18 protein-coding genes are annotated in these 22,181 nt (G+C 72.9%); 11 read left to right on the plus strand and 7 right to left on the minus strand.

The features are described 5' to 3' along the window. Window positions 1-41 precede the first annotated feature (41 nt). From ACF07B_RS37990 to ACF07B_RS38000, 3 genes are all read right to left on the minus strand, one after another. Window positions 42-1,946 carry a sulfite exporter TauE/SafE family protein gene (locus ACF07B_RS37990; RefSeq protein WP_392182271.1) on the minus strand — a complete coding sequence of 635 codons (1,905 nt, stop codon included), beginning with the start codon at window positions 1,944-1,946 and terminating at the stop codon, window positions 42-44. Further along, a complete protein-coding gene (locus ACF07B_RS37995) occupies window positions 1,943-3,583 on the minus strand; it encodes a tetratricopeptide repeat protein (protein ID WP_392182272.1) in 1,641 nt (546 codons plus the stop codon). The genes ACF07B_RS37990 and ACF07B_RS37995 overlap by 4 nt, the downstream gene beginning before the upstream one ends. 116 nt (window positions 3,584-3,699) lie before the next feature. Beyond that, complete coding sequence (locus ACF07B_RS38000) at window positions 3,700-5,241, minus strand: DUF4331 domain-containing protein (RefSeq protein ID WP_362400321.1); 1,542 nt, start codon at window positions 5,239-5,241, stop codon at window positions 3,700-3,702. A gap of 353 nt (window positions 5,242-5,594) precedes the next feature. Here ACF07B_RS38000 and ACF07B_RS38005 point away from each other — a divergent pair, with 353 nt between their 5' ends. The 3 genes from ACF07B_RS38005 (at window position 5,595) to ACF07B_RS38015 (ending at window position 7,366) form a co-directional block, all read left to right on the plus strand. Further along, the gene (locus tag ACF07B_RS38005) at window positions 5,595-6,137 is read left to right on the plus strand and encodes a sigma-70 family RNA polymerase sigma factor (RefSeq protein ID WP_392182273.1); all 543 of its coding nucleotides are present in this window, start codon (window positions 5,595-5,597) and stop codon (window positions 6,135-6,137) included. A 55-nt stretch (window positions 6,138-6,192) separates the two neighbouring features. Next, entirely contained in the window at window positions 6,193-6,981 is a 789-nt protein-coding gene (locus tag ACF07B_RS38010; RefSeq protein ID WP_392182274.1) for an anti-sigma factor domain-containing protein, read from the plus strand. Window positions 6,982-7,096: 115 nt separating this feature from the next. Further along, on the plus strand, window positions 7,097-7,366 hold the full coding sequence (locus ACF07B_RS38015) for a hypothetical protein (RefSeq protein WP_369486249.1): 270 nt from the start codon (window positions 7,097-7,099) through the stop codon (window positions 7,364-7,366). 157 nt (window positions 7,367-7,523) lie between these two features. Here the strand turns inward: ACF07B_RS38015 and ACF07B_RS38020 are convergent, their stop codons facing one another. The 4 genes from ACF07B_RS38020 to hmgA all read right to left on the minus strand — a co-directional run bounded on the left by ACF07B_RS38020 (window position 7,524) and on the right by hmgA (window position 12,299). Continuing rightward, window positions 7,524-8,732, minus strand: a complete 1,209-nt coding sequence (locus ACF07B_RS38020) for a CaiB/BaiF CoA transferase family protein (RefSeq protein WP_392182275.1) — start codon at window positions 8,730-8,732, stop codon at window positions 7,524-7,526. A gap of 171 nt (window positions 8,733-8,903) precedes the next feature. Then, window positions 8,904-10,118 carry a type ISP restriction/modification enzyme gene (locus ACF07B_RS38025; RefSeq protein ID WP_392182276.1) on the minus strand — a complete coding sequence of 405 codons (1,215 nt, stop codon included), beginning with the start codon at window positions 10,116-10,118 and terminating at the stop codon, window positions 8,904-8,906. Window positions 10,119-10,159: 41 nt separating this feature from the next. Then, window positions 10,160-10,909, minus strand: coding sequence for a GntR family transcriptional regulator (locus ACF07B_RS38030; protein WP_392182277.1), 750 nt, complete (start codon window positions 10,907-10,909; stop codon window positions 10,160-10,162). A gap of 49 nt (window positions 10,910-10,958) precedes the next feature. Then, a complete protein-coding gene (gene hmgA / locus ACF07B_RS38035; RefSeq protein WP_392182278.1) occupies window positions 10,959-12,299 on the minus strand; it encodes a homogentisate 1,2-dioxygenase in 1,341 nt (446 codons plus the stop codon). Between the two features lie 202 nt (window positions 12,300-12,501). On the opposite strand from hmgA, the gene ACF07B_RS38040 reads away from it, so the two are divergent. From ACF07B_RS38040 to ACF07B_RS38075, 8 genes are all read left to right on the plus strand, one after another. Next, window positions 12,502-13,074, plus strand: a complete 573-nt coding sequence (locus tag ACF07B_RS38040) for a hypothetical protein (RefSeq protein ID WP_392182279.1) — start codon at window positions 12,502-12,504, stop codon at window positions 13,072-13,074. Between the two features lie 193 nt (window positions 13,075-13,267). Beyond that, window positions 13,268-13,885, plus strand: coding sequence for a TetR/AcrR family transcriptional regulator (locus tag ACF07B_RS38045; RefSeq protein ID WP_362400294.1), 618 nt, complete (start codon window positions 13,268-13,270; stop codon window positions 13,883-13,885). Window positions 13,886-14,056: 171 nt separating this feature from the next. Then, entirely contained in the window at window positions 14,057-16,315 is a 2,259-nt protein-coding gene (locus ACF07B_RS38050; RefSeq protein WP_392182280.1) for a molybdopterin oxidoreductase family protein, read from the plus strand. Window positions 16,316-16,504: 189 nt separating this feature from the next. Beyond that, window positions 16,505-17,197: a hypothetical protein gene (locus tag ACF07B_RS38055; protein ID WP_392182281.1), complete on the plus strand. Its 693-nt coding sequence runs from the start codon at window positions 16,505-16,507 to the stop codon at window positions 17,195-17,197. Further along, a complete protein-coding gene (locus tag ACF07B_RS38060) occupies window positions 17,184-17,963 on the plus strand; it encodes a class F sortase (RefSeq protein WP_392182282.1) in 780 nt (259 codons plus the stop codon). The genes ACF07B_RS38055 and ACF07B_RS38060 overlap by 14 nt, the downstream gene beginning before the upstream one ends. Window positions 17,964-18,204: 241 nt before the next feature. After that, window positions 18,205-19,551, plus strand: coding sequence for an ABC transporter ATP-binding protein (locus tag ACF07B_RS38065; RefSeq protein WP_369484057.1), 1,347 nt, complete (start codon window positions 18,205-18,207; stop codon window positions 19,549-19,551). 131 nt (window positions 19,552-19,682) lie between these two features. Then, window positions 19,683-21,071: an aldehyde dehydrogenase family protein gene (locus ACF07B_RS38070; protein ID WP_392182283.1), complete on the plus strand. Its 1,389-nt coding sequence runs from the start codon at window positions 19,683-19,685 to the stop codon at window positions 21,069-21,071. After that, complete coding sequence (locus ACF07B_RS38075) at window positions 21,028-22,164, plus strand: Zn-dependent alcohol dehydrogenase (protein WP_392182284.1); 1,137 nt, start codon at window positions 21,028-21,030, stop codon at window positions 22,162-22,164. Before ACF07B_RS38070 ends, ACF07B_RS38075 begins: the two co-directional genes overlap by 44 nt. Window positions 22,165-22,181 lie beyond the last annotated feature (17 nt).

Below are 22,181 nucleotides of genomic sequence, written 5' to 3' on the forward strand. Positions count from 1 at the left end.
GTCCCCCATTCGCTTCCGCGCGATTTCTCCCCAAAAGTAGCTCAGCCGAGTACGGATGCCGCCCCCTTGAGCACCAATCCGGCCCCGAGGGCCACGACGATCAGTGCCGATCCGAGGGGCGCGGTCCTGCGGACCAGGAGCACGACGCGTCCGTCGGCCCACTGCCGGCGCCCCGCGAGGGCGCGGTTCACGCCGCTGCCGAGCTTGACGACGGCGAACCCGGCCGCCGTCAGCGTCAGGGCGAGGCCGACGCCGTACGCGAGCACGAGAAGAAGGCCGAACCAGGCCTGTCCGAGCGCCGCGGCGCCCACGAGGACGACGACCGCCGACGGACTGGGCACCAGCCCGCCGGCGAAGCCGAGCAGGATCGTGCCACGGACGGTCGGGGCGATCTCATGGGTGTGGGTGAAGCCGCCGTGCGTGTGTTCGAGGGCGGGGGAGCGGGGGGTGCTTCCCGAGCGGTGGTCGTGGGCGTGGTCGTGGTCGTGGTCATGGCTGTGACCGGTGCCGCTGTCGTGACTGTGGTCGTGCGGGTGCGGGTGCGGGTGGGGGTGGTCGTGGTCGTGGGGGCGGGGCGCCGTGGCCGTCGCTGTCGCGGTGGGGGTGCCGGTCGTGACGGACGCGGTGGCATGAGCCAGTACCAGGGGGCGCGCGCTGTGACCGGCATGCCGGTGCGGTGCGTCCATGTGGTCGTGGTCGTGGTCGTGCGAAGGGACGGGCGGGTGCTCATGGTCGTGCGTGGGGCCGGGGGCCGGGGCCCGGTCCTGGCCGTGCTCGTGGGGGAGTTCGTGCGCGTGATCGTGCCCGTGGGCGGACGCGTGGGTGTGGTCGTGCGGATGTCCGTGGTCGTGCGCGTGATCATGTCCGTGCGCGTGGTCGTGTCCGTGATCGTGTCCGGGTCCGTGCGCGGAGGGCCGGTTGCGCCAGGCCCGCCGCAGGAGTGTGGCGCCCGCAGCCGTGACGAGGACACCGCTGGACACGCCCAGCCAGGCGATCACGGAGGGGGCCGCCGCCGAGCCCGCGGTGACCAGCAGGCCGAGCGCGACGACGCCGAGGGTGTGGGTGACCGTCACCGAAGCGGCCAGCGGCAGCACGTCCTTGAACCGGGCCCGGCCCCCGCGCGCCGCCGCCGTCGCGGCCATCAGGGTCTTGCCGTGGCCGGGCGCGAGCGCGTGCATCGCCCCCAGGCCCACGGCGATGAGCAGGGCCAGGGCGGCGAAGCCGAAGGTGAGGTGACGACGGGCCACGAGGTCGTTCAGGGCCTGTGTCCAGCGGTCGGCGCCGCGCGGGAGCACGGAGGCGGCCGGAGCGTCGCGCCGGTCCTCGACGAGGGCGGGGCCGCCGGGGCGGATCCGCAGCGACGCGGTGGCGGTGTCGGAGGGCGAGGAGAGCAGCGCCTTGGGGTACTTGGTCAGCTCCGCCGAGACGGACTCGCGCGGTACGTCCGAGGAGGAGAGCGTCATCCGGTCGCCTCGGGCGGTGATCTCGCGCCAGCCGGGGCCGTGGTCGGCGCCCGCGCCCCGGAAGCCCACGGTGAGCGTGCCCTTGCCGGACAGCGGCGCCGTCAGCCGGCACTCCACGCGCAGGGTGTCGAGTCCCGCCTGCCCCGGCCGCAGGTGGGCCCGGCTCGCGCCCGCGGTCAGCGTCACCGCCCGCCCGTCCACCGTGACCTTGCTGCCGTGCGCGGCGCTCTCGCACCGCTGCCGGGCCCAGTCGGCCATGCCGAGCCTCTTGATGTCCGGCTTGGCCTGTGTGGCGGGGATCTCGGCCAGGTCCTCGACGTGATCGACGCGCAACTGCCCGGGGGCGGCGACGAGTCCGTCGTAGCGGTTGACGGTGAAGTTGCCGAGCGGATGCGCGCTCGCCTGCGCCGAGGGGACCAGCACGAGCGCACAGGCCGCCGTCAGGACCGTGCCGCACAGGGCGAGGAACCGGGGCGCCCTCACTTCGCGGCCTCCAGCGCCTTACGGGCCGCGCGGGCGCCCAGCGGCGAGAAGCCGGGGTTCAGGTCCAGGGCCGCCTTGAGCGCGGTGCGGGCCTTGTCCGAGTGGCCGGTGGCCTTCTCGATGACGCCCAGGTGGTAGAGGAAGGACGCGTTGCGGTAGCCGGTCGCCGTGGCCCGGCGCGCGTACGGAAGCGCCTCCGCGTCGCGGCCCGACACATGAAGTGCCCAGCCGAGCGCGTCCGCGGTGTGCACGGTGTGCCGGCGGGCCCACTCGGCGCGGGCGGCCGTGAGCGCCGCCTTGTGGTCGCCGTGGTCGGCCGCGGCCAGCGCGGTGTCGAGGTCGGCGTTGACGCCGTAGGCGTGGGCGAGGGAGATCCAGGCGTCGACCAGGGTGTACTGGTCGCGGGCCTTCCGCGCGTCGCCCGCCGCGCCACGGGCCTCGTACAACTCCCCCAGCTCGACGAGAGGCTGGGGCAGCGGGAAGCGCTGCACCACCTGTTCCATCCCCTTGATCGCCGCCGCGCGGTCGCCCAGCGCGGCCTGGGTGCGGGCCCGGCCTTCGAGAGCGGGGAGATAGCTGTCGTCGGCGGCGAGCGCCCGTGCGTAGTAGGTGAGGGCGGAGCGGTAGTCGCCCTGGTTCCAGGCGAGTTGGCCCAGCGCGGACGTCACGTACGAGATGTCGCCGCGGCTGGTCGCCGTCGTGAGGGCCTGCTCCAGCACCCGGCGGGCGGTCTTCACGTCGCCGCGCAGCTCGTGCACGTAGGCGAACCGGGTGAAGACCGGGACACCCGGGCGCCGCGAGTCCGCCAGGTCGGCGGCCTCGGACGCCTCGTCGTAGCGCCCGAGTTCGACGAGAGCGTCGACGCGGGAGGACAGGGCGCGTTCGCTGTAGGGGTTCTGCCTCAGCGCGAGGTCCGCGTACTTCAGGGCGCCGGCGAAGTCGTGCCGGGCGGCCGCGAGGGCGGCCCGTCCGGCGAGCGCCGGATCGTAGTCGGGGCGCAGCCGGAGGGACCGGTTGAGCGCCTCCTGCGCCTGCGGATAGCGCGAGGGGTCGCCCTTGGTGCGGGCCTGCTCGACATAGGCGAGACCGAGCGTGGCCCAGCCGCCGAAGTCCTTGGGCTGGGAGCGGAGATGGGCCTGGAGGGAGAGGACGCTCGCGTCGAGGTCGCCGCTCGCGAGCAGTTGGGGTGACACGCCGTTGGACACGGCCGCGACGGCGGGAGTCGTTCCGCTGTCCCTCAGAGCGCCGAGCACCACCGCGCCCGCCGTCATGGCGACGGCCAACGCGGCCGCGCAGAATCCGAGTTGAGCTGCCCGCCAGCGGCGCTGCGACTGCGACAGCCGGCGCACGGCGGCCACCCGCTGGTCGGCCCCGTCCGCGCCGTCCGAACCGGACACGGCGTCGGCGGTGCCGGCCTCGGCGGGCGTGGCTTCCGGGGTGCTCTCAGCGAGGCCTGCTTCGGCGGGAGCCTCGGCGGTGTCGGCTTCGGCTGTGGCCTCGGCGGGCGTGGCTTCCGGGGTGTTCTCGGCTGGGGCGGATTCGGCGGTGGCCTCGGTGGGCGTGGCGCCCGCGGTGCTCTCGGCGGGCGTGGCCCTATCGGCGTCCGGCGTCGCGTTGTCGTTCGTACGCGGGGACATGCCCTCTCCTCAAAGTCCTGGGCGAAACGGTCGTTGTGGGGGGTGGGGGCGGCGCGGCCCGCACCGTGGGGGGTGAACTATGTGCGGGCCGCGCCAGTCGGTGAGCCGGGTCAGTGTCAGTAGGCCCGGTTGTACATCCGTCGGCGCCACCACAGCAGACCGGAGCCGATGAGCAGGATGCCGGCGGCGCCCGCCGCGGCGGAGCCCGCGATCAGCACGGTGTCGGTACCGCCACCGGCCTCGGTGCCGGCCGGCTGGAGCGCGTCGCCGAGCTGGCTGCGCACGTCGGTCCCGCTGGTCGTGCCCTTGGCGAGAGCGCCGCGCGAACCCGATGTCGGCTCGGCCACGTACGGGAAGTACTTCTCGAACTTCTTGTCGTTCTTGTCGACGGCGTCACCCAAGTCGTTCTTGGAGCCGACCAGTTCACCCTCGACGACCTGGAGCGAGGCGTCGATCACGTCGTCCGTGAGCCGGCGTCCGTTCGGGAAGCCCGCGTTGTCGCCGTCGAGGACACCGAGCCGCTTGGGGTGCATGGCCGGCTTGATCGAGGTGTTGAGCCGCAGCTCCTCCGCCGGACGCACGTTCGGCGGCTGGTTGAGGCCCTTGACCCCCTTCAGGAACACGTCGACCAGGTCGTTGCGGGGCTCGGCCGGGGCCTTGATCTTGTAGATCGCCTCGATGAGCTTCGGGAGCTCCGGGTTGGTCACGTTCTTCAGGAACTGGGCGTCCTCCCAGGGCGCGGACGCGTTGAACTTGTCCTTGTCCTTCTGCGGGTTGACGACCTCGTTGACCAGCGGCATGCCGAGACGCGAGACCTGGCGGTACTGGCCGCGGGCGTCCTTGCGCTGCGTGGTGGACCAGATGCCGACGACCGGCTGTCCGGCCGACTCGCGGATCATGTCGTTCGGGACCTGAAGGGCTATGGAGTTGACGTTGTAGCCCTTGAGGGTGTCGCGTCCCACCTCGGTCAGGTTCCCGCCGTACAGCAGGTCGAAGACGCGCAGGTCCAGGAAGAACGGGTCGTCCGCCTGGCCGGCGAACGTCGTCGTGCCGCCCGCGAGCTTGGAGATCGCATGGTGGCGCAGCTTCGCGTAGTCCGGCATCGACGCCTTGCCGACGTTGGACGGGGCGACCGGAACGTCGTCCGCGACCTTGGTCTTCGACACCAGCCGCTGGTTGTGCAGCCGCAGCAGCTCGATGTCGTACGTCTGCGTGATGTTCAGGTCGGGGTCGTCGAGGCTGGTGACCGGACCCGTGTTGTACAGGAACGTGTTGCCGTTCTTGCGGTGCGTCTTGAAGGTGTAGCGGTAGATCAACTCACCTTGCGCGTCACCGTTGTTGTCGATGTGGAGGTCGTACTGGGCGTCGTCGGCGAACGTGTAGAAGTTCGGCCCGCCCGCGGGCTCCTCGAAGGGAATCCAGTTCGCCACGATCGTCGTCGTGTCGGGCTTGTCCGGGCTGACGAACGCGTACACGTCCGTGTTGTCGTACTGGGGAGTGCCCGAGATCAGCGGGGCCTCCCGGTGGCTGGAGGCGGAGGCCGCCCCCGGCGCCAGCGCCGTCGCACCGGCGGCCGCGAGCCCCCCGGCAGCCAGCGCACCGCATACGAGGGTCGCGAGAGTCCTGCGACCCGCGCCGCTCCTGGAGATAGGTGTCATGCCGTCCGTCCTCTGTCCAACTTGCCTGACGCACGCCATTCGGAGCGGTCGCCCGGGTGGATTGGTCGAATCCCAAACGTCTTTACGGCGGTTCTCCCAGCTTGTTTCATCGACGGGCCGGCTTCTTTCCCGGCGGGCTCCCGAACCGGTCGGCGCGCGACGGGCGACAGCGCCGGTCGCGGACCGGGGGAACGGTCACCGGCGGACACGCGGACGAACCGGTCTCGGAGACAGGAACTGATCAGCGGCGGACACGCGTTTTCGGCTCGCTGATCCGTAACCCATCCGTAGACACGTTCGCTGCGAAGACGTAGGGGAAAGGACGGGCCGTGCACGGCCGGAGAGGGGGACGGGTGGAGGCTGACGAGCTACTGGTACTGGTGGCCGGAGGCGACCAGAAGGCGTTCGAGGAGTTGTACGGACTGGTGTCCGGGCCGGTGTTCGGACTGGTGCGCCGCGTGGTGCGGGACCCCGCGCAGTCGGAGGAGGTGTCGCAGGAGGTGCTGCTCGAACTCTGGCGCTCCGCGCCGCGGTTCGACCCCGGACGCGGCAGCGCGCTGTCCTGGATCCTCACGCTCGCGCACCGCCGTGCCGTCGACCGGGTGCGCAGCGCCCGCGCGGCCACCGAACGCGAGCAGCGCGAGGGGCGGCGCAATCACCACCCCGCCTTCGACCAGGTCGTCGAGGAGGTCGAGGCCGGGCTCGAACGCGAGTGGGTCCGCCGCTGCCTCGACCGGCTCACCGCCCTTCAGCGGCAGTCCGTCACCCTCGCCTACTACGACGGCTACACCTACCGTGAGGTCGCCGAGCGGCTCTCCCTGCCGCTGGGCACCGTCAAGACCCGTATGCGCGACGGGCTCACCCGCCTGCGCGAATGCCTGGGAGGAGTCGCGTGAACGCCGACGACCGCCTGCCGGGCCGTGATCCGAACGGAAGAGAGGGGGGTGCCGCATGAGCGTCCTCGACCGTCTGCTGGGCCGCGATCTTCACTCGCTCGCCGCCCCCTACGCCCTCGACGCGCTGGAGAGCGACGAGAGGCGCCGCTTCGAACGCCATCTGAAGGGCTGTGACCGCTGTGCCGAGGAGGTGCGCGCGTTGACCGAGGACGCGGTACGGCTCGCCTGGTCCACGGCGGCGGCCCCGCCGGCCGCGCTGCGCGCGCGGGTGCTGACCGCCGTACGCACGACACCGCAGGAGCACGGGGCCCGGGACGTGCCCCGTGCGCGGCCGGCTCATCAGCCCACGCGGGCGCGTGCCCCCCGGCTCCGCCCTCTGTTCGCCCCGCTCGCCACCGCCACGGCCGCCGCGGCCCTCGTCGTCGCAGCGCTCTTCGCGGTGCAGGCGACCCAGGCACGCGACGAGCTGAACCAGGAGCGCGCCCAGGCGCGTGAGATCGCCCACGTTCTCGCGGCACCGGACGCGCGGGCGACCGGTGAACGGGACGCGCGGGGCCGCGGAATCGGAGTAGTCGCCTCCGCGTCGGAGCGGCGCGCCGTCGTGACACTCAGCGGACTCGGCACGCCCTCCGGCGGACGCGTCCATCAGCTGTGGCTCATGCGCCCCAACGAGAAACCGCGTTCCCTCGGTCTCTTCGACGCCGACACGCCCCTCGTCGCCGACGAGCTGAACACGAACGCGACGTCACTCGCAGTGACCGTCGAGCCTCACGGAGGCTCAGAACAGCCCACAACATCGCCGGTTGTCCAACTCGCCCTGGAAACGGTTGGATTCGGAGAGTGACCGTCAACCCCCTTATGGGGAAGGTGAATCCTTCGTCCGGGATACACGCGCGCCACGAGGGGGCGATAGGGTTAGTCTGCCCGGGCCGGGTGGACTTGTACGGGTGGGGAGTGACATGGAACAGATAACGGTGCGCAGCAGGGCACGCGTCCCTGCGATCACGTGCGGGAGCAGCGCGACCAGTTCGCGCCTCGACCGACATCTCGCGGTGCTCGGTGGCCCTGCCATACCGCAGCGCGAGACGGTCGAGGCGACGTCGCTGATGCGTGAGCTCACGACCCGTGACCACGCGCCCGACAGCGGCTCCAGGGGTGCGCGCGTGCGGCGGGTCTCGCTGTTCGCTCCGCTCAGGCGGCTGCGCCGCTCGCTGTTCGGCGACCGCTGACCGCTGTCGTCACCGGCCTTCACGACCCGCGCTCCGGCGACTCCACCGAACCGGCGCAACGCTGCCCCTCCGCGTCCGTCATCCCCACGGCGGGCAGCGGCGCCCGGTGATCACCACATCCGGAGCGCGGGTCACCACCGTCACCGAGCCGTGAGGCTCAGCGCACCACTCCGTCCCGCCGCAGCTCGGCGACGTCCGTGTCCGTCATGCCCAGCGCCCGCAACACCACCCCCGTGTGCTCACCGAGCCGCGGGACGGACCCCATCCGCGCGTCCTCCCCGCCCGGCAGCGTGATCGGAGGCAGCAGCGCCCGCAGCGGCCCGACCGGCGATCCCACCTCCCGCCACCTGTTCCTGGCCGCCAGTTGCGGATGCTCCGCCACCTCCCGTACGTCCCTCAGCCGTGCGCAGGCGATGCCCGCGGCCTCCAGGCGGGCCACCGCCTCGTCGGTGCCCAGCGCGCCCAGTGCCTCGGCCACCAGCGCGTCCACGCGCTCCCGGTCCACCACCCGCGCCGCGTTCGTCGCGAAACGCGGATCGTCCGCCGCCTCGGGCCGCCTCAGGACCTGTTGGGCGAGCCGCCGCCACTCCCGGTCGTTCTGCACCGACAACAGCACGCGCCCGCCGTCCGCCGTCGAATAGGCGTCGTAGGGAACGATGACGGCGTGGGCGAGGCCCGTGCGAGCCGGTGGGGTCCCGTCGTGCATCGCGTGGTGCAGCGGATGCCCCATCCACTCCGCGAGCGCGTCCAGCATCGACACCTCGACCGGGCCCCCGCGCCCGGTCGTGCCGCGCCGCACCAGAGCCGCGAGGACCCCCGAGAAGGCGTACATGGCCGCCGCGATGTCCGCGGCCGGGATGCCCGCCTTCACCGGCTGCTCGGGAGTGCCGGTCACCGACACGAGCCCCGCCTCGCACTGCACGAGCATGTCGTACGCCCGTTTGCCGGCGTAGGGCCCCGACGGCCCGTATCCGGAGATGTCCACGGCGATCAGCCGGGGATGCTCGGCGCACAGGGTCGCCGCGTCCAGGCCCAGCCGCGCCGCCGCGCCCTGGGCGAGGTTCTGCACGAACACGTCCGCGTCCGCGACGAGCCGGCGGACGACGTCGAGCCCGCGCGGGTCCTTCAGATCGAGGGCGACGGACTCCTTGCCCCGGTTGCACCACACGAAATGCGAGGCCAGGCCCCGGGCCGCGGTGTCGTAGCCACGCGCGAAGTCGCCGCCGTCGATCCGCTCGACCTTGACGACCCGGGCGCCGAGATCGGCGAGCTGCCGGGTCGCGAACGGTGCGGCGACGGCTTGTTCGACGGCGACGACGGTGATGCCTTCGAGGGGCAGGGGCTCTGGCTGCATGCGATGGATCATGGCCCCCCGGCAATACTTTTGTCATGCACTGATTGCCGCGGGGCTGATCCGGTGGCCTTCGGCCGGCGGTTCCCGGCGCACCGGCGGCCGACGTCCGCCCGCGGTGCACCGGCGGCTGCCCCCTGAAGGAGTGCCGCCGTCGCCCCGAGGCGGAGAGCGCCTGGCGGGGCGCTAGATCAGCGCGAACTGGCCCTCCGGGCCCTCTTCGTGATGGTCGAGCACCGAGGCGGGGCGGCGCGCCGCGTCCGCGACCGGGAGCACCCCGGCCGTGCGCAGCTCCGTCCGGGTGATCGGTGTCCCCGGCTCCAACGCGGCCTGCTGGGGGCGCAGTTCCGCGAGGAGTGCGAGCACCGTGATGAGTTCGAGGAGTTCGGACGTCCACGCCTGCGGCCAGTCGGCGGGGCCGATCGCCTCCAGCGTGCCCGGCTCCGCCGCCCCCGTCCTCGCCGCGAACCACTGTTCCAGCACGCGTACGCCGCCGACCTCGAAGTCCCAGGCCTCGGGCGGCACGGGCGAGATCCTGCCGTCGCCGAGGTGGAGGGACTCCTCGGCGCGGTCGTAGTACGGGTCGGTGAGCGGGGTGCCCGCGGCCGGCCGGGACACCTGGGGGAGGGCGGACAGCGGTGCGCGTACGTAGGGCCGCCGGCCGCCGGGGAGTTTGGGACGCTCGCCCCCGCGCCGCATCAGCCGCAGCATGCGCCGGCCCAACTCGACGCCCCCGGACCACACTTCGGGGTCGGCGGTGAGCGGGACCGCGCATCCGTCGCGGCCGTGCCGCGCGACCGCCACCGTCCACGCGAGGACGTCGAGGGGTGCGGGCGCGTGGCCGAGGCGGGAGCCCAGATGCTCCAGCAGGCCTGGCGCCAGGTTCGGTTCACGGCCACCGGGGCGCCGGTAGAGCGGACGCACCCGCCCGCCGCGGCCCGCGCTCAACGGCAGCACGGACGCGGCCAGCAGGGCCGGACCGGAACCCTCGGGATTCGATGTCTGTTCGACCGCGAAAACCTGCTCCCCGTCCGTCACCCGCCACAGCTCGGGGCGGGCCGAGTCGATCAGCCTGTGGTCGGGAATCAGCCACTGCTCGTCGAACGGGCCGCTCAGCACGCGGACCGGTGCCGGGCAGGGGTCCGACGCCCGCGCGAGGCGGCCCGTCCCGCTGGACTGGCCCGGGAGCTGGGCGACCGCGGAGTGCGTCGTGCGTGCCCGCGTCGGCCCGAACAGCGTCTCGCGGTCCTCCCCTTCGGCCCGCACGAGGGCGTCCCAGCGGGCTTTCAGGGAGGCCGCGTCGGGCGCCGTCGGCCACCTCCGGCCCAGCCTCGGCGGTGCGACGGACCACGGCATGAGGTCCGCGAGCAGCGGAGCGGCGTCGGGCGTCACGCCCGGCATCGTACGACGCGGGCGCCGCGCGCCGTCCCCGTACGCCATCGTCAGTGCGCGTCGAGGGTGACCGTGAACGAGAAGCGGTCGCCCCGGTAGTGGATGACCGCCACGTCCAGCGCCTGCCCCTCCGTGCCGTGGATGACGCCGGTGTAGCGCAGGATCGGGCTGAGCAGCGGCACTTGGAGCAGCCGCGCCGTCTCCGGGTCCGCGAGCGTGGCCTCCACCGTGTCGGTGATCCGGCTGATGCCCACCCCGAGCACGTCCCGCAGCACCTTGGTCATCGGCCAGCGGATGAGATCCTCCCGGTCGATCCGGTCGGCCAGCTCCGGCCGGAGGTAGTTGCGCGCGTGGTTCGTCGGCTCGCCCGTCGCCTCGTCGCTGCGCAGCCGGTGGTACGTCGCCACCTCCGCCACGTCCGGGAAGAATTCCGCCAGTTCGCCGGAAACGGGCGCCTTCCCCTGACTCAGCAGCTCGGTCGTCATGCCCGACTGCTGAGCCACGATCGCGTCCACCGAGCCGAGCAGCCGCACGGGCGCGCTCCGCCGCGCACTCGGCTCGATGAACGTGCCCCGCCGGCGGTGCCGGGTGATGAGCCCCTCGACCTCCAGCTCCTTGAGCGCCTGCCGCATGGTCAGCACGCTCACGCCGTAGTGACCCGCGAGCTGCTCCTCGGTGGGCAGACGCAGGGGGTCCTGGGGAGCGCGGCCGAGTATCGAGGCACGCAGGGACTGCGACACCTGATACCACAGCGGCAGCTTGCGGTTCAGGACGATCGAATCGGGAGCGAAGGAGGTCACGAGGGTATCCGTACCGGTCGCGGGCGTGGAAGGCAACGGCCGGTGAAGCTCAGCCGGCCGGACGGAAGTGCCGCCCGAGCCCCTTCCACACGTCGTCGTAGCCGCGCTGGAGGTGGTCCGCCCGTGCCGCCTGGGCCGTCGCGGTCACCGGCCAGCGGGTCTCGAACATGAACGCCAGACCGTCGTCGATCTTCTGGGGCTTCAGTTCGGCGGCGCTGGCGCGGTCGAAGGTCTCCTGGTCCGGTCCGTGTGCCGACATCATGTTGTGCAGCGAGCCGCCGCCCGGAACGAAGCCCTCCGCCTTCGCGTCGTACGCGCCCTCGATGAGACCCATGTACTCACTCATCACGTTCCGGTGGAAGTACGGGGGCCGGAACGTGTCCTCGCCCACCAGCCAGCGCGGCGCGAACACGACGAAGTCGACCCCGGCCAGACCCGGGGTGTCGGACGGCGAGGTGAGCACCGTGAAGATCGAGGGGTCCGGGTGGTCGTAGCTGATGGAGCCGATCACATTGAAACGGTGCAGGTCGTAGACGTACGGCACATGGTTGCCGTGCCAGGCGACGACGTCCAGCGGCGAGTGGTCGTACGTCGCCGTCCAGAGGTTGCCGCAGAACTTGTTCACCACCTCGACCGGGCCCTCGACGTCCTCGTAGGCGGCGACCGGGGCGAGGAAGTCGCGGGCGTTGGCGAGGCCGTTGGCGCCGATCGGGCCGAGGTCGGGAAGCTGGAAGGGTGCCCCGTAGTTCTCGCACACATAGCCACGGGCGCCGCGGCCGCGCCCGCCCGCCGGGGCCGTGTCCAGCAGCTCCGCCCGGAAGCGCACCCCCCGGGGGATCAGTGCCATCTGGCCCGGTTCCACGTGCAGCAGCCCGAACTCGGTGCGCAGCAGCAGGCCGCCGCGCTCCGGGACGATGAGCAGTTCGCCGTCGGCGTCGCTGAACACCCGCTCCATGGACGCGTTGGCGTGGTAGAGGTGCACCGCGATCCCGGTGCGCTGACCGGCGTCGCCGTTGCCGCCGAGGGTCCACAGGCCCGCCAGGAAGTCCGTCCCGGCGGGGGGCTCGGGGAGCGGGTTCCAGCGCAGCCGGTTCGGGTCGGGCACCGTCTCGGTGAACGGTGCCGTCCGCAGCGCCCCGTTGTCGGCGCGGGTGAACGCGGGGTGCGCGGCCGACGGCCGGATCCGGTACAGCCACGAACGCCGGTTGGACGCCCTCGGCTCGGTGAACGCCGAACCGCTCAGCTGCTCCGCGTACAGGCCGAGCGGTGCGCGCTGCGGCGCGTTGCGGCCGTGCGGCAGGGCCCCGGGGACCGCCTCCGAGCTGTGTTCGTTGCCGAATCCGGTGAGGTAGGCCAGCCCCTCGGCCGTCTTCCTCGCGTCCCCGCTCATGATCGCTCCCTCGCGCCTGATTCCTATGTATCACCGTAGGATTCCGGATCGCCCCGCGCAAGAGGACGGCCGGGCAACTCGACGGTTGGCCGGAATTGCCAGGGGACTAGGACAGGTCCTAGTCCTCAAGGGTGTGAGTCACGCCAAGAACCCGACTTCAGGGGGATCCGGCCGTAAGGGGCCTTGTTCTACGCTCCCGGACATGCGGTGGACGCGTGGACTGCTCACCGCGCTCGTGACCTGCGCCCTGTGCGGCGGGGCCGCGGGCTGCGGCGCCGGTGATGCGCACGAGCGGGGGAGCACGGTCTCCGCCTCGCCCGTGGGCACGTTGCTCGACGAGATGGACGAGGAGGGACGGTTCTTCCGTGAGGTGGACGCCAAGGGGGCACCCGAGGTCGGGATCGAGGTCCAGCCGGACTCCGCCGACGGCTGGGACGTGCGGCTGACCCTGCGCGACTTCCGCTTCTCGCCCGTGGGCACGCGCGCCGTGCCCGTCGCCGGGCGCGGCATCGTGCACCTCTACGTCGACGGCCGGACCGTCGCCCGACTGCGCACCGCCGACTACCACCTGGCCGGGCACCTCGTGCCGCGCGGTACCCACCACATCACCGCGCGGCTGTACGCCGACGACGGCACCGTGTGGGCCGTCCGGGGCAGGCCCGTGGAGAGCACGGCCGACATCACGGCCTCGGGCACCGGCGCGATACCGGGCCCGGAATCGCGGACACCCGAGGCCGAGGCCGCGGCCTCGCCGGCGTCGCCCGCGGAGGACTGACGCCGCCGGCCGCGCGGACCTCCCAGGCCGCGGTCCGGCGGCGGGACGGGCCGCGGGCCCGGGGTGCGCCGGGCCGCGGGTCCTGGGCGCGACGCGTGGTCACGGCACAGAGACGTCCGCCGAAAATGAGTGGTCACGGCACGGAGGTGCGTACTGAAGGGCGAGGTTCACCGGACCCCGGCGGAAAGGCATCATGAAGACCGTGCCCCATGCGACCTCGCTCCGCAGAGCGCCCGTACAGCGGCGTAGCGCAGAACGACTGACCAGAATCCTCGACGCCTGCGCCGACCTCCTGGACGAGGTGGGCTACGACGGGCTGAGCACACGGGCCGTGGCCCAGCGGGCCGGAGTGCCCATCGGCTCGGTCTACCGCTTCTTCGGCAACAAGCGGGCGATGGCCGACGCGCTCGCCCAGCGCAACCTGGAGCTGTACAGCGAGCGCGTCACCGAGAGCCTGCGCGCGGCGGACGGCGGAGGCTGGCGGGCCGCGATGGACGCGGTGCTCGACGAGTACCTCGCCATGAAACGCACCGCGCCGGGCTTCTCCCTCGTCGACTTCGGCAACCAGATTCCCGTCGGCGCCCGGTACGCCGAGCCCAACACCCGGGTCGCCGACCGCCTGACCGACCTGCTCTCCGGCTACCTGGACCGCGAACCGGACGACGATCTCCGCCGCTGCTTCCTGATCGCCGTGGAGAGCGCCGACACCCTGGTCCACCTGGCGTTCCGGGTTGATCCCGAGGGGGACGAGCGGATCATCGAGGAGACCCGCGAACTGCTGCGGGCGTATCTGGCCCGGGTCCTCGACTGACGGTCCACGTCCGGGACACGCACGGGAGAGCCCCCGGAGTCCCCGGAGGCCCGAAATCCCCGGCGCGCGGATTTGCGACGGACCCCCGGAGACCCTCCCCGCCATGCGTACCGGTCGGTATGCTCACTCGCGTCCGTGTGCCATCCAAGCCACCGCCCTCCGGGAGGACCCGTGTCCCGCACCTCCGGTACCACCCCCGACTCCCGAACCGCGCTGCGCGTCTGCCCCCTGTGCGAAGCCACCTGCGGGCTGACCCTGACCATCGAGGGCACCCGGGTGACCGGCGCCCGGGGTGACCGCGACGACGTGTTCAGCAAGGGCTTCATCTGTCCGAAGGGTGCCTCCTTCGGCGCCGCCGACGGTGACCCCGACCGGCTGCGCACCCCCCTCGTCCGCGAGGACGGGGTACTGCGCGAGGCCACCTGGCAGGAGGCCTTCGACGCGGTGGCCGCCGGACTGCGCCCGGTCGTCGAGCGGTACGGGCCGCACGCCCTCGGCGTCGTCCTCGGCAACCCGAACGTGCACACCATGGCCGGCGCCCTCTACCCGACCGTCCTGCTCGGCGCCCTGCGCACGCACAGCGTCTTCACCGCCTCCACGCTCGACCAGATGCCCAAGCACGTGTCGAGCGGACTGCTGTTCGGCGACGCCAACGCGATCCCCGTGCCGGACCTGGACCGCACCGACCACCTCCTGCTCATCGGCGCCAACCCGCTGGAGTCCAACGGGAGTCTGTGCACGGCCCCCGACTTCCCCGGCAAGCTCCGGGCGCTGCGGGCCCGCGGCGGCACGCTGACCGTCATCGACCCGCGCCGCACCCGCACGGCCAAGCTCGCCGACCGCCATGTGGCCGTCCGCCCCGGCACCGACGCGATGCTCCTCGCGGCGATGGCGTACGTCCTGTTCGAGGAGAAGCTCGTCGACCTCGGCGCACTCGCCCCGCACGTCCAGGGTGTCGACGAACTCCCGGACGCTCTGCGGGACTTCACCCCGGAGGCGGCGAGCGCGGCCTGCGACGTGGACGCCGTCACCATCCGGGAGCTGGCCCGCGAGCTGGCCGCCGCGCCCACCGCCGCCGTCTACGGCCGCATCGGCAGCTGCACGGTCCCGCACGGCACCCTGGCCAGCTGGCTGGTGGACGTCCTCAACATCCTCACCGGCAACCTCGACCGGCCCGGCGGTGCCCTCTTCCCGACGGCCGCCACCGACCGGACACCCCGCCCGGCGGGCCCCGGCCACGGCTTCGCCCTCGGCCGCTGGCACAGCAGGGTGAGCCGGCATCCGGAGGCCAAGGGCGAACTGCCCCTGGCCGCCCTGGCCGAGGAGATCGACACCCCGACCGAGGACGGCAGCCCGGTCCGCGCGGTCATCGCCGTCGCCGCCAACCCCGTCCTCTCCGCGCCCGACGGTCTCCGGCTCGACAAGGCGCTCGAATCGCTGGACTTCATGGTCAGCGTCGACCCCTACCTGAACGAGACCTCGCGCCACGCCCACGTCGTGCTGCCGCCGCCCCCGCCCTCCCGGAGCGCGCACCACGACTTCGCGTTCAACACCCTCGCCGTCCGCAACCAGGTCCGCTACAACCGCCCCGCCGTGCCGCTGGAGGAGGGCCGGATGGCGGAGACCGAGATCCTGGCCCGGCTCGTCCTCGCCGCGACCGGCATGCACGGCGCCGACCCCTCCGCCGTGGACACCATGGTCATCGAGGGCACCCTCGCCAAGGCGACCGGGGACAGCGCGTCCCCCGTGCACGGGCGCGACCCGCGCGAACTCGCCGCCGCCCTGACCGGCGAGAACGGCCCCGAACGCCGGCTCGACCTGATGCTGCGCCTCGGCCCGTACGGCGACGGCTTCGGCGCCCGCCCCGACGGCCTGACCCTGGACAAGCTGCTGGCGCACCCGCACGGCATCGACCTCGGACCGCTCTCCTCCGGCCTGCCGCACCGGCTGAAGACCCGCAGCGGGAAGATCGAGCTGCTTCCGGAGCCGATCGCCGGTGATCTGCCCCGTCTGCGCGAGGCGCTGCGCGAGCGCCCGGCGGCGATCGTCCTCGTCGGCCGCCGTCATCTGCGCTCCAACAACAGCTGGATGCACAACATCCCCGCGCTCACCGGCGGTTCCAACCGCTGCACCCTGCACATCCACCCCGACGACGCCGCCCGGCTGGGGCTCGCGGACGGGGCGGCCGTACGGATCAAGGGCGCCGGCGGCGAGGTGATCGCCCCGGCGGAGGTCACCGACACCGTGCGGCGCGGGGTGGTGAGCCTTCCGCACGGCTGGGGCCACGACCGCCCCGGCACCCGGATGAGCCATGCCGCCCTGGATCCCGGGGTCAACGTCAACCAGCTCCTCGACGGCACGCTGCTCGACCCGCTGTCCGGAACGGCGGTCCTCAACGGGGTGCCCGTGGAACTGGCGGCCTGCCCCTGAGCCCGCCACACGCCCCGGGGCCGCCGCGGACGCCCGTGAACCGTCGCGGCCCGGGGGCGTCCTTGCGCCGGTAGAGCGAACAGCCGGCGGGGGTCTGGGCGCAGTTGCGTCCCTTTTGGGACCTTCTGTGAGAAATAGTCAGATGACCTGAAATTTGTATGAAAATCATCTGACTCGGAGGCGCCTCGCATGCCCACCCCGTCCCTCTCTGTGCCCCATCGCGGCGCCGGAGCCCTCGTCGGCCTCGCGGTCGCGGGCGCCGCCTTCCTCGGTGCCCCGGCCGCCTTCGCCGCCCCCGGCGACAACGGCGACGTCAAGGTCCACGACGCGAACACGTCGTTCGAAGACCAGCGGGACGATCCGAAGGTCTGTCACTTCTACCTCGACGGCTTCAACTTCGACGCGGGACAGCGGGTCACCTGGTCGATCGCCCACCAGCCCGGCGCCGCGGGCGACCCCGTCCTGACGGGCACGCTGTCCGCGTCCCAGACCGGGCGCGCCGGGACCCGCATCTTCACCCTGCCCGACGGCCAGTACAAGCTGACCTGGAACTTCCAGGGGGAGAACGGCGCGGGCAAGAGCAAGGTCTTCAAGGTCGACTGCCCCGTCAGCGCTCCGGCCCCGACGCCGACCAGGGGCGGCGGACCCAGCGCGACGCCCAGCCAACTGGGCGGTCCGGGCGGTCCGGGCGGCGGTCCGGGCGGCGGTCCGGGCGGACAGCAGGGCGGCCCGGGCCCCAACGGAGGACCTCCGGCGGGCGGCGGCGGACTCGCTCACGAGCGGAACTTCTCGCCGGTGGCCGGTGCGGCGGCCGCGGGTCTCGTCGTGGCCGGGGGAGTCGTGTTCCTGCGGCTGCGCCGACGCGGCAATGGCGCCGCGTAGACGACGGAGGCCCTGGTACCGGACGCGCGCCTACCGCCTGACGAGGACCCTGGTGGTCACCGTCGCGCTGGTGGTGGGCGGCGTCTGGTGGGCGGGGGACGGTGAGCCCGCCGGGACGGTGGCGTCCGGTGCCGTACGCGACGACGGCGCCGCCTCCCGGGCTCCGGCCGGCAAGGCGGGCGCCGGGCACGCGCCGGACGCCCGCCCCGGCGGCGACGCGCGCGGCCCACGGCGGCATCCGTCGCCGGCCGCCCGCCGCACGGCCCGTCCCGCACCCCCGCCCGCACCGCTGCCCCGCTCCCGGGCCGTCCGCCTGCGCATTGCCTCCCTCGGCGTCGACGCGCCGGTCATCGGCCTCCGGCTGGACCGTCAAAGACGGCTCGCCGCGCCGCCCGTGGACGATCCGAAGCCCGTCGGCTGGTACACGGACGGTCCCACGCCGGGCGAACGCGGCACGGCCCTCGTCGTCGGCCACCGCGACACCCGGACGGGACCCGCCGTCTTCGCCCCGCTCGAACGGATCCGCCCCGGCGCGCGCGTCGAGGCGCGGCGCGTGGACGGACGGACCGCCGTCTATACGGTCGACGTCGTACGGACGTATGCGAAGGCCCAGTTCCCCGACAAGGAGGTGTACGGCAACCGGGGGCGCCCCGAACTGCGGCTGATCACCTGCGGCGGCGCGTACGACCACAGGACCGGCTACGCCGCCAACGTCATCGCCTTCGCCCACCTCACGCAGATCCTGGGGCGGGCCGGCGCCCGGTGAGGCGAACCGCGGTACGGCGGACCGGAGTTGCGGCGCGGGATCCCCCGCGCCCGGTCCCCGCCCCACCGGTATCCGATCGTCCGTTTCCGCCCGTACCGAACCCGCCCGTCCGTTTCCGCCACGCGTCTTCCCCCGGACGTGTGCGGTCCGTTAGCTTCCGTGACTCAAGGTCCCGTACGACCCGTACGGGACGACCGGCCGCGGAGCACCAGCGCCTTGCACGCCCCCGGGGGCACCTGTCATGACACGCGCCATCTCCCTGCACCACGTCAGCAAAACGTACGCCCGCGGGCCCCGTGTGGTGGAACGCTTCTCGCTGGACATCCGGCCCGGCGAGTTCCTCGTGCTGCTCGGCCCCTCCGGCTGCGGCAAGTCGACCGTGCTGAGGATGATCGCGGGACTGGAGGAGGTCACGGAGGGCGAGGTGCGCCTGGACGGGGAGTACGCCAACGACCTGCCGCCCTCCGAGCGGAACATGGCTATGGTGTTCCAGAACTTCGCCCTCTATCCGAGCATGACCAGCCGCGACAACATCGGCTTCCCGCTGCGGATCGAGACGCCGGGCGCGGACCCCCGGGCCCAGGTGGACGCCACCGCCCGCATGCTGGGTATCCAGGACCTCCTCGACCGCTTCCCCAGCCAGCTCTCCGGCGGCGAGCGGCAGCGCGTCGCGATGGGCCGGGCGATCGCGCGCCACCCGTCCACCTTCCTGATGGACGAACCGCTGTCCAATCTCGACGCCAAACTCCGCAACCACCTGCGGGCCGAGATCTCCAAGCTCACCAGGGACCTCGGCGCGACCACGGTCTACGTCACCCACGACCAGGCCGAGGCCATGTCGCTCGGTGACCGGGTCGCCGTGATGCGCGGCGGGGTCCTCCAGCAACTGGGCACGCCCCGCACGGTCTACGGGCTGCCCGCGAACGTCTTCGTCGCCGCCTTCATCGGCACCCCGCGGATCAACCTGCTGCGCGGACTCGTCCGGGCCCCGCTCGACGGCGCCATGACGATCAGTCTCGGCAAGCAGTACCTGCGGCTGCCCGAACCCCTCTGTCTGGACCACCAGTTGCTCCGGGTGCAGCAGGGCCGCGAGGTGATCGTCGGGCTGCGCTCCGAGGCCATACGGCTCGCCAGGGCGTCCGACGCCCGGCCGGGCGAGGTGGCGATCACCGGTCTGGTCGAGCATGTGGAGTTCCAGGGGCACGAGGTCCTCGTCCACTTCAACACGGGCTCGCGGCCGGCCTTCGTGCCCGACCTGGAGTCGCCGCGTCCGTCCCGCCCGGTGCGGCGACGGCGCCGTGACGCCGGGACCGTGCTGGACCGGCTGCGCGGGCGCGCCGGGGCGCTGCGGGCCGGACCGGTCGTCGTCCTCGACCACGCGGCGGACGACGAGGGCGATCACCCCGGGCAGACACCGCCCGAGGGGCGGCTGCCCGGCGATCTCGTCGTCCGCACCACGCCCGACCTCGAACTCCGCCACGGCATGCAGATCCCGCTCCTCGTGGACCTCGCCCACCTGTTCGTCTTCGACCGGAGCGGCGAGCGGATCTGCCCGGCACCGGAGCGCCTGCCCGACCTGGAGGAGTGACGTCCCGGGGCGTGGGGCACGGACTCCGCGCGGGACCGGGGACCCGTCGTGCGGCAGGTCACCCTGGCGCCGCAAAACTATCACCGCTAGTTTAGGGTCCGGACGACGCTGCCCCGCCCGGGAGGAACACGATGAAGGCACATGACGGCATGTACATCGACGGAGCGTGGCGCCCCGCCGCCGGACGGGACACGATCGAGGTCGTGAACCCGGTCGACGAGCAGGTGATCGGCCAGGTCCCGGCGGGCACGGCCGAGGACGTCGACGCCGCCGTACGCTCCGCCCGCGCCGCGTTCCCCGGCTGGGCCGCGACCGCGCCCGCCGAACGCGCCGCCCGCCTGTCCGCCCTGAGGGACGTGCTGGCCGCCCGCAAGGACGAGATCGCCGAGACCGTCACCGCCGAGCTGGGAGCGCCGCTCGCGTTCTCCCAGGCGGTGCACGCGGGTGTCCCGGTGCTGGTCGCCGGCTCCTACGCCGAGCTGGCGGCGACGTACGCCTTCGAGGAGAAGGTCGGCAACTCGACCGTCTACCAGGAGCCCGTCGGCGTCGTCGGCGCGATCACGCCCTGGAACTACCCGCTGCACCAGATCGTCGCCAAGGTCGCCCCCGCGCTCGCCGCCGGCTGCACGGTGGTGCTGAAGCCCGCCGAGGACACCCCGCTCACCGCCCAGCTCTTCGCCGAGGCCGTGGCCGAGGCGGGCGTGCCGGCCGGTGTCTTCAACCTCGTCACCGGCCTCGGCCCGGTCGCGGGCCAGGCGCTCGCCGAGCACCCGGACGTCGACCTGGTCTCCTTCACCGGCTCCACGGCGGTCGGCCGGCGGATCGGCGCCACCGCGGGCGCCGCGGTCAAGCGGGTGGCCCTCGAACTCGGCGGCAAGTCCGCGAACGTCATCCTGCCGAGCGCCGACCTCGCCAAGGCCGTGAGCGTCGGCGTCGCCAACGTGATGTCCAACTCCGGCCAGACGTGCAGCGCGTGGACCCGCATGCTGGTCCCCGCCGAGCGTTACGACGAGGCGGTCGAGCTCGCCGCGGCCGCCGCCGCGAAGTACGGCGACCGCATCGGCCCCGTCGTCAACGCCAAGCAGCGGGACCGGGTGCGCGGTTACATCGAGAAGGGCGTCGCCGAGGGCGCGCGGATCGTCGTGGGCGGGCCCGAATCCCCGCGTGAACAGGGCTACTTCGTCAGCCCCACCGTCTTCGCCGACGTCACCGAGCGGATGACGATCGCCCAGGAGGAGATCTTCGGCCCGGTCCTGTCGATCCTGCGCTACGAGGACACCGAGGACGCCCTGCGGATCGCCAACGGGACCGTGTACGGGCTCGCGGGCGCGGTGTGGGCGGGCGAGGAGTCCGAGGCGGTCGCCTTCGCCCGGCGGCTCGACACCGGCCAGGTCGACATCAACGGGGGACGCTTCAACCCCCTGGCGCCCTTCGGTGGTTACAAGCAGTCGGGCGTGGGGCGCGAACTCGGCGCCCATGGACTGTCCGAGTATCTCCAGACCAAGTCCCTCCAGTTCTAGGAGCGTTCACGTGGTTCGCGCCGCTGTCCTTCCCGCCGTGGGTGCCCCGCTGGAGATCGCCGAGATCGAACTCCCCGACCCCGGACCGGGCCAGGTCCGGGTGAGACTCGCCGCCGCCGGGGTCTGCCACTCCGACCTGTCCCTGTCCAACGGCACCATGCGGGTGCCGGTGCCCGCCGTGCTCGGCCATGAGGGCGCCGGCACCGTCGTCGCCGTCGGCGAGGGGGTCACCCAGGTCGCCCCCGGCTCCCGGGTCGTCCTCAACTGGGCTCCCTCCTGCGGGAGGTGTCACGCCTGCTCGCTGGGCGAGGTGTGGCTGTGCGCCGACGCGCTGACCGGCGCCGGTAACGTGTACGCCCGCCGCGCCTCCGACGGGAGCGATCTGTACCCCGGCCTGAACGTCGCCGCGTTCGCCGAGGAGACGGTCGTCCCGGTGTCCTGTCTCCTGCCCGCCCCGGACGGCATCCCGCTCACCGAGGCCGCCCTGCTCGGCTGCGCCGTCCTCACCGGGTACGGCGCCGTCCACCACTCCGCGAAGGTCAGGCCCGGCGAGACCGTCGCCGTGTTCGGGGCCGGCGGGGTCGGGCTCGCCGCTCTCCAGGCCGCCCGGATCGCGGGCGCCTCGAAGATCGTCGCGGTGGACGTCTCGCCCGAGAAGGAGCAGCTCGCCCGTGAGGCCGGGGCCACCGACTACGTCGTCGCCTCCGACACCACCGCCCGCGAGATCCGCGGCCTCACCGGCAAGCAGGGCGTCGACGTCGCCGTCGAGTGCGTCGGCCGAGCCGTCACCATCCGTACGGCCTGGGAGTCGACCCGGCGCGGTGGCCGCACCACCGTCGTCGGCATCGGCGGCAAGGACCAGCAGGTCACCTTCAACGCCCTGGAGATCTTCCACTGGGGCAGGACCCTCGCCGGCTGCGTCTACGGCAACTCCGACCCGGCACGCGATCTCCCGGTGCTCGCCGAGCACGTACGCGCGGGCCGGCTCGACCTCGGGGGCCTGGTCACCGACCGCATCGCCCTGGACGGCATCCCCGCGGCCTTCGACAACATGATCGCGGGCAAGGGGGGCCGGGCCCTGGTGCTCTTCTAGAGCCCACGTCTGCCATC

The sequence above is a fragment of the Streptomyces sp. NPDC015532 genome (assembly GCF_043078065.1).
In the GTDB taxonomy this organism is placed as follows: domain Bacteria; phylum Actinomycetota; class Actinomycetes; order Streptomycetales; family Streptomycetaceae; genus Streptomyces.